Origin of the sequence: Mycobacterium sp. BK086, assembly GCA_004362315.1 — a bacterium.
GTDB lineage: Bacteria > Actinomycetota > Actinomycetes > Mycobacteriales > Mycobacteriaceae > Mycobacterium.
Genome location: SNWL01000003.1, coordinates 1,655,724 through 1,669,393, shown reverse-complemented (window position 1 = coordinate 1,669,393; position 13,670 = coordinate 1,655,724). Strand labels below are relative to the sequence as shown.

Genomic DNA, 13,670 nt, shown 5'->3' with positions numbered 1-13,670 from the left:
CATGCGGGTACTCGTCACCGGCCACCAGGGCTATCTCGGTTCGGTCATGGTCGGCGTTCTGCGCGCCGCCGGCCACGACGTGATCGGGCTGGACTCAGGCTATTTCGCCGACTGTGTCCTGGGACCAGCTCCCGACGACCCGCCGCAGATCGGTGGTGGCGGGCCGGTGGACCTGCGTGACATCACCGCGGCGGATCTGGTGGGTATCGACGCCGTCGTGCACCTGGCGGCGCTGTCCAACGACCCGCTCGGCGATCTCGTCCCCGATGTCACCTACGAGATCAATCACCGCGCGTCTGTGCAGCTTGCCAACGCGGCCAAGGCCGCCGGGGTGTCGCGCTTCCTCTATGCCTCGACGTGTTCGGTGTATGGGTCGGCGGGCGACGACCTGGTCGACGAGGAGGCGCCGCTTCGGCCGCTCACTCCGTATGCGGAGAGCAAGGTCTGGGTCGAAGACGATCTGGTGAAGATCGCCGATTCCGGATTCGCGCCGGTATTCCTGCGCAATGCAACAGCTTTCGGATTCTCGCCGCGACTCCGCGCCGACATCGTGCTGAACAACCTGGTCGGGCACGCCGTCCTGTCCGGTGTGGTGAAGGTGCTCTCCGACGGCACGCCGTGGCGGCCCCTGGTGCACGCCGAGGACATCGCCCGGGCGTTCGCCGTCTGCCTGACCGAACCCGTAGAGGCGATCTGGTGCCAGGCGTTCAACGTCGGCACCGAGGCCAACAACCTCACCGTCGCAGAGATCGCCCAGGCGGTCACCGATGTCGTTCCGGGTGCCGAACTGCGCATCACCGGTGAGACCGGGGCCGACCCGCGTTCCTACCGAGTCGATTTCACCAAGGCACGCGAGCGCCTCGGCTACGAGGCCCAGTGGTCGGTGGCCGCGGGTGCGGCGGAGCTGTACGGCCGCTACACCGCTCACGGGCTGACCGAAGCGGCGTTCACCGATCAGTTCACCCGGTTGGCCCGCCTGAAGGCACTGCGCGCAACGGGTGTGCTCGACGGGGCGATGTTCACCGGAGGTCGAGTTGGCTGACCAACTGACCCCAGCTGCCCGCCGCGCGGTCTCGTGCCGAGATCGCCGTGGGCGCAAGCGGCCACGCGATCCCCATGTCGGGATCGTCGAACGCGACCGCGAGATCCTCGCTCGGGTCGTGCGGGCGATCGATCCGGTAGCAGACATCGGCGGTCGGGGTGAGGGCCTGGAATCCGTGCAGGAACCCACGTGGCACGTAGAGGTGAAGAAAATCGGTGTCGTCGAGCTGGACCGCGACCTGGTGGCCGAAAGTCGGCGAGTCAGGGCGGATGTCGACGACGACATCGCGTACGGCGCCGTTGGCGCAGCGGATCAGTTTGGCCTCACCACCGCCCGAGCGGCCGTGCATGCCGCGGATCGTGCCCTGTACCGAACGGGATTGGGAGTCCTGGATGAACGACGCGCTGGCTCCCGGCGTTCCGAGGTAGTCGTCGAAGATCTCGGCATCGAACGTTCGGGTGAAAAGACCGCGTTCGTCGAAGAACGGCTGGGGAACGAGAACGACGAGCCCGGCGATGTCGGTTTGCCTGATCTGCACGGGGCCATGGTGCCATGACTCGCTGCAGAGGATGTCACAGTTTCGCACTCTCGACGGTGCTGGATCTCGGGCGCGTACCTGCGCAGGATTTCTTCCCCGCGGCCACCGATCCCGTTGCGCCCGAAGAATCGTCGCGTCCGTTGGCGATGACCCTGTGCGTATCGTGCGGGCTGGCACAGCTGGCCGAAGACGACACCGTGACCGACGAGCCCCGTGGCGTCGAACCGCAGGCCTTGCAACTCCAGGCCGTCGACGCCGTGAACAGGGTGGCGGCCGCCGAACTCCTGCGTGGCTCGACGGTGCGTGAGTTCGGTAGCCCCCACGGCGGCAGCTGGTTGCCGCTGCTCGCCGAGCGCGGATTCGACCAAACCGACGTCGCCGACGTCGTTCTCGACAGCTTCGGCTTGATGCACGAACCCGACCAACGGGCCGCGTTCGCGCGCCGTGCCGCGGCAACCGCGGAAGACGGTCTGCTGCTGATTCAGTACCACTCGCTGGCGACGATCGTCGGCAAGAGCCAGTGGAACGCGCTGCGGCACGGGCACTATGCCTACTACTCGATGACCGCACTGCTCGGTCTGCTCGACCAGGCCGGGATGAGCGCGGTCGACGCCTGGGAGTTCGACCTGTACGGCGGCACGGTTCTGGTGGCCGCCAAACACGGCTACGTGGCTCCGCCGGACTCCGTGCGGGGTATCCTCGCCGGCGAGCTGGCCATCACCGATCCCGCGTCCGTTGGTAGGTTGCAGCGCGCCGCCGACAATCATCGCCGCGCGCTGCGTGATTGGCTGGAACAGCAGGCCGCGCAGGGGCGCCGAGTCTTCGCCTACGGCGCGGCATCCCGCGCGGTGGCGCTGTTCGCGCTGGCCGGAGTGACCACCAAGCTCGTCGCGGCGGTCGCCGACGCGTCCAGCGCCAAGCAGGGCCGCCGCATGCCGGGAACGGATGTTCCGATCATCGCGCCGAGTGAACTCGTTGCGGCCGAACCCGATTGCGTTCTACTGACGCTGCCCGACCTCCTCGAGGAGGTCGCCGTGGCATACCCCCAGCTCACCGGACGGTGGATCAGTGACGACCGTTTCATGACCGATGAACCAGCCATGCAGAGTCTTGATCGAGAGGAGAGCCATCTATGACGAAGGTCGTCGGGATCTGGGAGGCGATGTCGCACCATACGCGCCGCCCGACCATATCCGTTGTGATACCGGCGTTGAACGAGGAGCGCAACCTGGCATACCTGGCGTCGCGGCTGCCTCATGATGTCGACGAGATCGTGTTCGTCGACGGCAATTCGGTGGACAAGACAGCGGCGGTGGCACGCGAATTGTGGCCCAACGGTGTGCATCTCACGCAGACCCGGAAGGGCAAGGGCAACGCACTCGCGTGTGGTTTCGCGGCCGCGTCGGGTGACATCGTCGTCATGATCGATGCCGACGGCAGCACCGACCCCGCCGAGATTCCGCGCTTTGTCGGCGCGCTGATCTCGGGTAAGGACTTCGCCAAGGGCTCACGCTTCGTGCAAGGCGGCGGAAGCAGTGACATCACCCGCATTCGGCGCCTGGGCAACTGGGGGCTCAACACCCTGGTCAACACGTTGTTCGCCACCAAGTACACCGACCTGTGCTACGGGTACAACGCGTTCTGGCGCGACTGCCTCGACGTCATGGACTTGCCCGCGACGGAGCCACTCGGCCCGCAGTGGGGTGACGGCTTCGAGATCGAGTCGCTGATCAATGTGCGGGTGGCTGCCAGCGGAATGCAGATCGCCGAAGTCAGCAGTTATGAGCTCGACCGGATCCACGGCGCAAGCAATCTCAATGCCGTCAAGGACGGTCTGCGGATCCTGAAGACCATCCTTCAGGAGTTCCAGCGGGCCCGCCGGCGCGGGTGGAGGCGCGGTGCCCCGAGTCCGGAGGCCAGTGTCACCGACGCCTCGCGGTACCTACTCGATCAGCCCCTGCCGGACGTACGACACGCCTGAGACGGGGAAATGACTGTGAGCCAAGTGATGTCGTCAGAGGTCCATACCGAGCCAGGGGCGGGCTTCAAGCGCCCCAAGGTGTCGCTGTGTATTCCGGCGTTCCAGGCCGGCCCGTTCTTGCGTGACACGCTCGACAGCGTGCTGGCGCAGGATTTCGCCGACCTCGAAATCGTCGTCGTCGACAACAACAGCACCGACGAAACGGCGGTGATCCTCGACAGGATCACCGACCTGCGGGTCAGGGTGATCCGCAATCAGACCACCTTGTCGGCCGAAGAGAACCACAACCTCGCGGTGAGGCTCAGCCGTGGCGAGTTCGTCAAGGTGATCAGCGCCGACGACACGCTCAAGAGCAACTGCGTGGCCGCGCAGGCGGCCGTGCTCGAGAACAACCCGGATATCACCGTGGTGGCCAGCCGGACCGACTTCATCGATGATGCGGGCGCTCTGCTGTTCCCCGCCAGGGGCCTGCGCGGCATTCTGGGCCGCCAGACCGGCCAGCGGGTGATCCGGCAGATCGTCCGGAGCGCGAAGAACCCGGTCGGCGCCCCGGTGTCAGTCATGTTCCGCCGCAGTGATTTCGACCGGTGTGGCGGCTTCACCGGTCCCAACCTGTTCACCCTCGACATGGACCTGTGGACCCGCTTGCTGGGATTCGGACACTTCTACGGGATGCCCGAGACGCTGGCCGCCTATCGCATCCGCGGCGGCTCACTGACCGCGCTGACCTCCGCGAGATCGCAGCTGGCACAGCAGGATCGATTCACCCGCCGGCTCATCGAGGATCCCCGGTGGGAGATTCCGTACGTCGACCGGTTGGTCGGCAAGCTCAATCGCTACGACGTTCTCCTCAAGCGTGCACTGCTGTTCAAGCTGAGCAGCCTGCGCGAGTCGCGGCGACGACAGCGGGCCGGTTGATATGGCGACGAAGCTGAGCCTGGTCTCGGTGGTCATCTGCGCCTATACCACCGAGCGATGGGAGCGCCTGCGTCACGCGGTGGACTCGGTGCTGACCGGCAGTGGCGAGCCGGTGGACCTGATCGTGGTGATCGATCATTGCGACGAGCTGCTGGACTCGGCCTCCCAGCTTTATGGCGCCGATCGACGGGTCCGGGTCATACCCAATATCGAAACTCAGGGACTGTCGGGCGCCCGTAATACCGGAGTGCGTGCCGCACGTGGCGACGTGGTGGCATTCCTCGACGACGACGCGGTGGCACAGCCCGGTTGGGCCGACGACCTGCGCAGCCACTTTTCCGACATGACGGTCGCGGGCGTCGGTGGCTACGCCAGCCCGGTGTGGCCCGATACCAGGCCCTCCTGGATGCCCGCGGAATTCGACTGGGTGGTCGGTTGCAGCTACAACGGCCAACCCAAACAGCTTGCCCCGGTGCGTAATCCGATCGGGTGCAATATGTCGTTGCGCCGATCGGTCTTTCTCCAGGTCGGCGGATTCCGGTCGGAAGTGGGCCGGGTGGGCGCCACGCCGGTCGGGTGTGAGGAGACTGAGCTGTTCATCCGCATCCGGGCCGGCGAAGACTCCAACCAGGTGCTGTTCGACCCCGATATCCGGGTCGACCATCATGTGTCCGAGGATCGCACGACGCTGCGGTATTTCGTGCGCAGGTGCTATCACGAGGGACTGTCGAAGGCCGTGGTCACCGATTTGGCCGGGGCTGCAGACGGATTGAGCAGTGAACGCTCCTACGTGAGTCGCGTTCTGCCGATGGCCGTTGCGCGGGAGTTGATATCGCTGACACCCGACGGGTTGGCCCGTGCGTCGGCGATCCTTCTTGGCCTGGCCGCCACCACGGTTGGGTTCGTCAGGGCGAAGATCGTCCGCCTGCTGTCGAGGAGTGCGCCGTGAGTCCGCATGATTCGGCTTGCCTGACACTGGCACCGGTGCTGCCCAATCCGGTTCGCCCGAGCTGGAGCGGAGCGATCTGGATCGGTGAGGTGTGGCTGGACGCGGTCGATTCCGCCAGCCGGGCCAGTGTGAGCTCTGGGCGTCCCGCGGTCTGCCGGCTGCAGAACGCCGAGGGATTCTCTCGGGCGCGCCTGCTGGTCAGGGACCGGCAACGGGCGGTGGGATTCGTCGACGTCGACGTCACCGACGGTGAGGTCGCTTTCGCGGACTTACGAGAGCAGGTTGGAGCCCAACGGCATTCGCCGATCCGGTTACTCCGGGATCATGCCCGCAACGGCGCGGACAAGGCTGAACACGTCACCGTTGTGGTGTGCACGCGCGACCGCACTGACATGCTCAAGTCGGCGCTGGAGTCCGTTCTTGCCGCGACCTACCCCAATTTCGGGGTGCTCGTCGTCGACAACGCGCCGCGGACCGATGCCACCCGCGAATACGTGAAAAGCCTTGCCGATCCCCGGGTGCGGTTGATCACCGAGCCGACACCCGGGCTGTCCCGGGCCCGGAACACCGGCCTGCTCGCGGCCACCGGCAATATCGTGGCCTTCGTCGACGATGATGTCGTCGTCGACCGGGACTGGCTGAGCATCCTTGTGCGCGGCTTCGGGTACGGCGACTCCGTGGGATGCGTGTCGGGAATGGTGCCGGCCGGAGAATTGCGTACGCCTGCGCAGGCCTACTTCGAGAACCGGGCGGGCTGGACCGAGTCGGCCGACGCCAGGATGTTCGAGTGGTCCGAGGCGCCGCGCGACGTTCCGCTGTTCCCGTTCGAGGTCCGCCACTACGGAACCGGCGCGAACTTCGCCGTCGACCGCCGAGTGGTGCTGCGTCTTGGGGGATTTGACGAACGCCTCGGTGCCGGAACCCGGGTCAGTGGTGGGGAGGACATCGACATGTTCTTCCGCATCCTGCGGTCCGGCCGGCAGTTGGTGCGCGAACCGGCGGCGATCGCGTGGCACCGGCACCGCGCCACCGCCGACGACCTACGGGCCCAGACCCGGGGCTACGGGCTGGGCTTGGGCGCCTGGCTGGCAAAACTCGCGTCCGATCCTCCGATGGCGCTGCTCGCGCTGAAGACCGTCGCGCGCCGCAGGCCGGCGTTGGTCCGTCATCTGCGTTCCACGTCGCAGAAGGCCACGCCGCCGACCACGGTGAGAGCCGATCTTCCAGCTGACATCGGCAGTGGGACATGGCGATTCATTGCCGCGGGAGCGTGGGTGTACCTCGTGGCCCGGGCGCGCTCATGGTGACCACGGAGGTCGCGCCGCCGGCCGCCGGACGCAACATGACCGTGAACTCGATATCGCTGATCGCGTCGAGTCTGCTGACGGGAATCCTGGGGCTGGTGTTCTGGGGTGCTGCCGGGCGCTTGTATCCCGCTGAAGAAGTGGGCGTGGCGGCGGCCCTGATCACCTCGGCGCTGATGTTGTCCATGCTGTCGATGCTGAGTATCGACACGATCTACGAACGGTTCCTGCCCCTGGCCGGCAACCGAGCCGGCTCGCTGATCAAGCGGGGATACGTGACGGTCGCCGCCACCGCGTTGCTGGCCGGTTGGGCCCTGGTGGCTTTCGGGCCGCGCGAGGAGTTGTTCACCTCGCGATGGGCGATGGTCTGCTACCCGCTGCTGGTGATGGTGCTGGCGGTGTTCACCCTTCTGGACAAGACCGCTGTCGGGCTCGGGGTGACCAAGTGGTCGGCAGTGAAGAACCTCGTCCACGCGATCGTGAAGCTGGCCGTGTTGTTCGCCCTGGTGTGGACCGGCAGTGGCGCGTCGATCGTGCTCGCCTGGGGTGCGACGGCGGCCGCCGGCACGCTGCTGGTCCTGGCCGCCATGCGCCGGCGGTGGCGCACACACGCCCAGTTCCGCCGGCCGTCCGAACTCCCGGCGCGCGCACAGCTGTTGTCATATGTCGGATCGTCTTTCGGGATCACCACACTGTGGATCATCGGGCCCCTGATCGTGCCGCTGGTGGTGGTGAGCCGGTTCGGTGCGGCAGCCAATGCGCACTTCGCGGTCACCTGGGCGATCATCAACGCCCTGTACTTCGCGGTGCACCTGGTGATGAGCCCGTTCGTCGCCGAGGTTGCGGCGCATCCCGACAAGGTGGGGGCACTGTCGACCCGGATGGTCCAGATGATGGCGGTGGTGTCGATCGCCGGTTCACTCGGACTGGTGCTGATCGGCCCGTACGTGCTGGACCTCATCGGCCCCGACTATCGCACGCAAGGGCAGGGACTGCTGGTTCTCGCGGCGGTGTTCGTCCCGCTGTCGGCGGTGAGTGCCATTTACGAAGGGTTCGCGCGGGTGCGCCGCAAGCTCACCCTGATGGTGGTCATGCGCTGCGTCTCGACGGCCGTCGTGGTGGTGGGCACGCTGATGATCACGACTCGCACCGGGGTGACCGGCGTCGGCTGGGCTTACCTTGTCGCCGAAGCGATTCCGGCGGTGATCCTGTTGCCGCTGGTGATTCGCTGGCTGCGCAGCGTGCGGGCCGTCAACGCCTAGGCGGGATACTGACGTACCCAGTCGACGGACATGTTGGCGCCACTGTTCAGATCGCCGCCGAAGTTGTCGAGCTGGATGCACAGGTGCATCGGGCCCGGCGGAAGGTGCGCGGGATCATTGGCCTCCCACCACTGCACGCCGTCGACGAACACCGCGACCCGCTGGGGTGTCCACTCCACTGCCCAGCTGTGCCACTGCGTCGCATCGATCTGAATCGCGCCTGACTCGCGGTCGTCGTTCGGGCCGTAGTGCAGCCAGCCCTCGACGGATTGGCGGGTGGGATCGGCGATCTCCATGAAATCGATTTCGCCTCCGACGGGCCAATTCTCGGCGTCCGGCCACAGCAGCAGCAGCGAGTGGTACCCGGGTGCTGCCGGTGACGACTTGACGCATGCTTCCCAGCGGCCGTGCAGCTGCCCCGGCAACCAGGCCATCCCACCCGAGTTGCCTTGGGAGTCACCGGTAATGGTCAACGTCCCGTTGGTCGCCGAGATCGCCGACGGGGTGCGTCTGCCGTTGCCGTCGTGGCCCGGACCGTTGTAGATGGACCACTGGCCCAGTGAGGCCGGGTCGGTGAAGTTGTCGGTGCGGTTGGGTGCGCCCCAGCCCAGTGCCGCCGCGGCCGTGTTCGGGCAATTGCCGTTCCCGGACTGGGCGCCGGCAACCGGCCGCAGAAGAGCCGCTGAACCGACGGTGAGCGCGAGGGTGCCCGCCGCGACGCTGGCTAGTGATGTCACCACGCGAACGGCCCGTGAGAGGGGGACTGGCATGAGCTCCCTTGGTTCGGCCGACCCGGAGGTAGCTGCCAGTCTACCTAGCTATCGGGCCCACCACGCCGTTGAAGTGACGTGATCCAATCGGCGAGCATGCTGACGGGGCCTGGTCCCCTGAAGCGGTTGCATTCGCACAACGCGCAGTCCGTTCCGCGGCGGTGGTGCTCGTGCGCGGGACGGTCGTGTCCACACTTACACAGGCGGTTTTGCATCAGTCCCGAACCATACGCCGCCAGCGGCGACGTATTCCGCATTGAATCCGTCGGTGATCCCGTTTCGCGCCCACTTTTTGACCAGGGCGTAACGGAGACACCGCGTCCGGCCTGTGTATTGCCTTGTTGCTGAAAAGTATTCGCCCGGGTGGATATTGCTGGCGAATGGCCGGTTCTTTTCATGTGCAACTGTTACCAAAGTGATAAATGTGCTGGATATGAATAGTGATTGCCGCGAGCCTATTGTGATTTCGCTCACCCACCCTTAGGGCACCTCCCAACGCGCGATGGAGCCACGATGTTCCGACTGTGCTCGGTGATCGTCCTCGTCGTGGCACTCGTCGCCGCACCGCGGGCGCACGCGGCCGCGGACGTGACGTCGATCGAGGCCGAGGCGATGAGCCTCTCGACGACCAAGGGCGCCAAGATCGTCAGCGATGCCACCGCGACCGGCGGCACCGCACTCGGCCTGACCGGTTCGGTCACCGCGGCGACGACTCTCGCCGTGCCGCAGTCGGTCAGCGTCGTCGTGCGAGCCAGGGGATTGCAATGCTTCGGGGCGCCGGTCGCCGCGGTGTTCGTCGACGGAGTGATCGTCGGTCGCAGTCCCATCACCGCGAGCAAGTGGACCGACTACACGGCGACCGTGAACATCCCGGCAGGAACCCACACGGTCGGAGTCAAATTCGCCAACCCCCAGTGGTTCTTCTGTGTGCGGGCCCTCTACATCGACACCGTCAGTGTGGTGGCGGCGACCAGCACACCGCCGAACGGTGACCTGACCGATGCGCCGGTGGCCGACCTTCCCGGGTGGAAGCACATCCTCGCCGACAACTTCACCAAGGACGCCCCGCTGGGAAGCTGGGCCAACCCGTCGGACCCGAGCAAGATCGTCTACGTCGGCGCCGACGGCCAGCAGTGGCTCACCTACCCGCAGACCTTCACCGACACCTATCAGCATCGGCCGTACCGGCCCGACCAAGTGCTCAGCGTGGGCGGCGGCACCCTGGATTACTACCTGCACAACGTCAACGGCCAACCCGCGGGCGCGAATCCGTCACCGATCCTGCCCAATGGCACCCAGTACCAGACCTATGGCCGCTATTCGGTCCGGCTCAAGGCCGACACGTCCACGTTGAGCGAGTACCACATCGCGTTCCTGCTGTGGCCGCAGTCCGAACTCTGGCCCAACGACGGAGAAGTGGACTTCCCCGAAGGCGCCTTGTCATCGACATCGAACGCGTTCGCCCACTATGCCCGTGCGACCGGCGGTCAGGACGGGGCCAACACCGGCAAGACGTTCACCGACTGGCACGTCTACACCGTCGAATGGCTGCCCGGTCATGTCCGGTTCTACCTGGACGACAATCTGGTGCTCGACAGCACCAAATACGTGCCCAGCAAGCCCATGCGCTGGCAACTGCAGATCGAGACCGACGGGAACGGCACCAACAGTGGCCACGTGCTGGTCGACTGGATTTCTATCTGGTCTTACACAGGAAACTGATGGGCGCGCGAACGATGCCAGCTAATCGGTAGGCTGATTCGGTGCTGCAACGTCGTGGGACGCCACTGCCGATCTGGGCACCGCTGACCGTTGTCGTCTCTGGCGTCGTGATCGCCGCGTCGCTGATCGTCACCACGCTGTCCGCCTTCGGCGTTGCAGGAGCACTGCCGCCCGCGCTCCGAGCCGCGGTCGGAATCCTGGCCGTGCTCACGATGCCCGGGCTGCCGATCGCGGCGCTGTTGCGCCTGCCCACCAACGGTGTGTACGGCGCCATGGCGGTGTCGCTGTCGCTCGCTGTCAATATCCTTGCTGCTCAACTGAATTACGCGGGCGGTCTGCACCAGCCGTATGTCACTCAGTTCGCGGTGTCCGCCGTCGGTGTGGTGGCCACCGCAGTGCTGGGCCGCCGGATGCATCGCAGCCCCGAACCCGTGACTGTTGCCGGTGCGCTGCACTGGGTGCGCCGTGGACTGGCGCCGGCCGGTGACCGCAGGGTCAGCGTGGTGCTGCTGGTGGTGGTCGTCGGGCTGTTCTTCAGTGCGGTGCACCGCCTCGACGTCGAGGCGGCGGGCAGCCTGGGACTGTTCGGCGTGCTCGGGGTGGACTATTACGTCGGGCTGGTCGTGCTGTGCGTCCTGCTCGTCCTCGAGTACCGCCGCGCCGCCCTCGACCGCGCGGTGGTCGCGACGTCCAACGTCGTTCTGATCGCCTACATCACGATGCCGGTCGCGTGGTCGATGGGCACCGCGCCGTTCGTGACCGCATATGTGCACCGGATGATCACCAACTGGCTCATCGATGCCGGCGCGCTGCCGCCGCCGGTGGACGCCCGGATCAGCTGGGCCGGATTCTTCTCCGCCGCCGCCAATCTGATCACCACCACCGGATTGCACGACAGTGCGATCCTTCTGGTGAGTGCCTCGCTGGTGATGGGTATCTGCCTGATGTTCCCCGTCTACGCGATCGGCCTGGCGATCACCGGCAGCCGGCGCGTCGCCTGGCTCGGTGTCACGATGCTCACGCTGTTCAACTGGTACCAACAGGACTACTTCGCGCCGCAAGCGGTCGCCATGCAGTTCTACGCCACGCTGCTGGCGGTGTTGTTGTGGCAGCTGCGGAATTCTCCCGTCCCGGCGCTGAAAGGCGGCCGGCTGAAGCGCATTGCGACCGCGTGGCAACGGATTCCGGGACGGGTGAGTGGCCGGGACGGGCCGTGGACGTTGGCGGTCGAACTGGCGCTCGTCGTCATCCTCGCCGCGATGGTGGTCGCTCACCAGCTGACGCCGCTGGCCGCCATCGGTGTGCTGGCGATCATTTCGGCCGCAGGCCTGACGCGCTACAAGCTGTTGTGGCTGGCCACCTTCGTCATCTTCATCGCGTGGTTCCGCTACGGCGCCGCCGCGTACTGGCAAGGCCACCTCGGCCAGGTCATCGCCGATATCGGCGGCGTCGACCAGAACCTGAATTCCAGTGTCTCGCAGAAGATCACCGGCGATCCCACTTACCGCAACCTGCAGCTGCTCCGAATCGTCTCGGCGTTGTCGCTGATGGCCCTGGCGGGTATCGGCTGGCTGCGGCTACGCCGATTGCCAAGGAGCAGGCCGTATTTGATCGCGGCGCTGGCGTTCGCGCCTTTCGTGTTGGTGATGCTGCAGAGCTATGGCGGTGAGGTGGCGATCCGGGCGTTCCTATATGCGTCGCCGGTGCTGTCACCGCTTGCCGCACTGTGCATCGTGCCGCTGCTGCGTCGCCCTGTGACGGCCGTGGCGGCCTGTTGCGTGCTGCTGTTCACCGCCCTGTTGGTGACCGCCAATCGCGGCCTGAACATCTCGTTCGAACGGACCACGCCGCACGAACTGGCGATCGCCAGTGAACTCGTCGCGAAGATTCACGATGCCGGACTGGGGTATTGGGGCCAGGGGGCGCTCTACGGCGTGCCGCGAAACTTCGAATTGGCGGACAGCTGTTTCGGATCCGCCGAGGAATTGGCCACCTGCACGGCACAGCCTGATGTCGAATACTTCTCCGACACCCAGCAGGACGAGAACTTCATCCGGCTGAGCATGGGTGCCAGCCGGGAGATGACGCAGCGCGCGCTCGATATCCTCCGGACCGAGAAGGGCTACCAGACGGTCTACGACTCCGGGGGAGTGCTCGTATTGAAACGGCCGAACGCGCCGATCATCGGATTGGGAGGTAGTTGATGATCGAGATCGCCCTGTTCTTGTTGTCCGGTGTCTTGTTGGTGTTGACGAGTTACCGTCGCGAACAAGCGGTGTCGCCGGACGGCACGCGCCGTCCCGACCGCACCACCGCGGTGCTGATGCTGCAGGCGGTGTGTGCGGCCGTCGGCGCGATCGTGGTCGCGACGGTGGACATGGTGACGTTCGTCTCATGACTCAAGGGCGATCGGGCAGGCCGGGGGTGACCTGCGTCAACGGGCACGTCAGCCCCGACGGTCAGTACTTCTGCGGTCAGTGCGGGGATCTGTTGGAGCCGGATGCCGTTCTCTGCCTGGCCGGCCACGCCAATCCGAACGATCGGCGCTTCTGCGGCGAGTGCGGGGCTCCTTTGGTGGCGCCGCCCGGCGTCGAGCCGGGTTCACCGACCGCCCGCTGGTCGGTCGATCCCACCGGCCGCCACCAGTGCCGCTACTGGGACGGCGACGCGTGGACCGAGCATGTCGCCGACAGCGGCACTCTCGGCCACGACCGGATGCCGGCGGCATCGGGCTCACGCACCGAGACGTGGGTTGCGTTGGTCATCGGGCTCGTCACGCTCGCCTTGCTTGTCGGCGCAGGCGCCGACATCTGGGTCCAGCTGTCGCGCAACGCGGCCGCGCCGTCCACCGCCGTCACGAGCACCACGACGCCGACGTCACCGACCAACCCAACGGCACCGGCGTCGACGACCACCACGACGTCTACCGAGCCATCGCCCGCCGTCGTCGCGGCCCCATGTCAGCCAGGCGGCGGCAACGGCGTCGCCGCGGACGGTTCGGTCACTTACTGTGAGCGCCTTGCGGATACCGATCGCTATCTGTGGTCGTTGAATCCCGGGGACATCCCCGCGCCCGAGGTCGGGCAGGGCGGCGACCCGGCGATCGGGGTGTGCATGGTCGAGACCGCGCGTTCTGAAGCCGAGTGCGTCGAATATCTGCAACCCGCCCAGTGAACCGGGCGAC

13 protein-coding genes are annotated in these 13,670 nt (G+C 66.3%); 11 read left to right on the top strand and 2 right to left on the bottom strand.

Going from position 1 to position 13,670, the window contains the following annotated elements; translation table 11 throughout:
• The first annotated feature begins 1 nt into the window (after nt 1).
• On the top strand, nt 2–1,042 hold the full coding sequence (locus EV580_RS08330) for an NAD-dependent epimerase/dehydratase family protein (protein WP_133690557.1): 1,041 nt from the start codon (nt 2–4) through the stop codon (nt 1,040–1,042).
• On the opposite strand, the gene EV580_RS08325 is transcribed toward EV580_RS08330, so the two are convergent.
• Nucleotides 1,020–1,580, bottom strand: a complete 561-nt coding sequence (locus EV580_RS08325) for a dTDP-4-dehydrorhamnose 3,5-epimerase family protein (RefSeq protein WP_133690556.1) — start codon at nt 1,578–1,580, stop codon at nt 1,020–1,022. The two genes, EV580_RS08330 and EV580_RS08325, sit on opposite strands and share 23 nt — an antisense overlap.
• Before the next feature lie 14 nt (nt 1,581–1,594).
• On the opposite strand from EV580_RS08325, the gene EV580_RS08320 reads away from it, so the two are divergent.
• Genes EV580_RS08320 through EV580_RS08295 form a run of 6 tightly spaced genes read left to right on the top strand, consistent with a single transcriptional unit; the run spans nt 1,595 to nt 7,994 of the window.
• The gene (locus EV580_RS08320) at nt 1,595–2,716 is read left to right on the top strand and encodes a transferase (protein WP_133690555.1); all 1,122 of its coding nucleotides are present in this window, start codon (nt 1,595–1,597) and stop codon (nt 2,714–2,716) included.
• Entirely contained in the window at nt 2,713–3,561 is an 849-nt protein-coding gene (locus tag EV580_RS08315) for a glycosyltransferase family 2 protein (RefSeq protein WP_133690554.1), read from the top strand. Before EV580_RS08320 ends, EV580_RS08315 begins: the two co-directional genes overlap by 4 nt.
• 27 nt (nt 3,562–3,588) lie before the next feature.
• Nucleotides 3,589–4,479: a glycosyltransferase family 2 protein gene (locus tag EV580_RS08310; RefSeq protein ID WP_133690553.1), complete on the top strand. Its 891-nt coding sequence runs from the start codon at nt 3,589–3,591 to the stop codon at nt 4,477–4,479.
• Between the two features lies 1 nt (nt 4,480).
• The gene (locus EV580_RS08305; protein WP_133690552.1) at nt 4,481–5,428 is read left to right on the top strand and encodes a glycosyltransferase family 2 protein; all 948 of its coding nucleotides are present in this window, start codon (nt 4,481–4,483) and stop codon (nt 5,426–5,428) included.
• Nucleotides 5,425–6,735, top strand: coding sequence for a glycosyltransferase family 2 protein (locus EV580_RS08300; RefSeq protein WP_133690551.1), 1,311 nt, complete (start codon nt 5,425–5,427; stop codon nt 6,733–6,735). The genes EV580_RS08305 and EV580_RS08300 overlap by 4 nt, the downstream gene beginning before the upstream one ends.
• Complete coding sequence (locus EV580_RS08295; RefSeq protein WP_133690550.1) at nt 6,729–7,994, top strand: lipopolysaccharide biosynthesis protein; 1,266 nt, start codon at nt 6,729–6,731, stop codon at nt 7,992–7,994. The genes EV580_RS08300 and EV580_RS08295 overlap by 7 nt, the downstream gene beginning before the upstream one ends.
• Here EV580_RS08295 and EV580_RS08290 read toward each other — a convergent pair.
• Complete coding sequence (locus tag EV580_RS08290) at nt 7,991–8,731, bottom strand: glycoside hydrolase family 16 protein (protein ID WP_286171497.1); 741 nt, start codon at nt 8,729–8,731, stop codon at nt 7,991–7,993. The genes EV580_RS08295 and EV580_RS08290 overlap by 4 nt on opposite strands.
• 546 nt (nt 8,732–9,277) lie before the next feature.
• Here EV580_RS08290 and EV580_RS08285 point away from each other — a divergent pair.
• Genes EV580_RS08285 through EV580_RS08270 form a run of 4 tightly spaced genes read left to right on the top strand, consistent with a single transcriptional unit; the run spans nt 9,278 to nt 13,660 of the window.
• The gene (locus EV580_RS08285) at nt 9,278–10,486 is read left to right on the top strand and encodes a family 16 glycosylhydrolase (RefSeq protein ID WP_221220054.1); all 1,209 of its coding nucleotides are present in this window, start codon (nt 9,278–9,280) and stop codon (nt 10,484–10,486) included.
• A gap of 41 nt (nt 10,487–10,527) precedes the next feature.
• Nucleotides 10,528–12,690: a hypothetical protein gene (locus EV580_RS08280; protein ID WP_133690548.1), complete on the top strand. Its 2,163-nt coding sequence runs from the start codon at nt 10,528–10,530 to the stop codon at nt 12,688–12,690.
• A complete protein-coding gene (locus EV580_RS08275) occupies nt 12,690–12,884 on the top strand; it encodes a hypothetical protein (protein ID WP_133690547.1) in 195 nt (64 codons plus the stop codon). Before EV580_RS08280 ends, EV580_RS08275 begins: the two co-directional genes overlap by 1 nt.
• A complete protein-coding gene (locus EV580_RS08270) occupies nt 12,881–13,660 on the top strand; it encodes a DUF2510 domain-containing protein (protein WP_133690546.1) in 780 nt (259 codons plus the stop codon). Before EV580_RS08275 ends, EV580_RS08270 begins: the two co-directional genes overlap by 4 nt.
• The last annotated feature ends 10 nt before the right edge of the window (nt 13,661–13,670 follow it).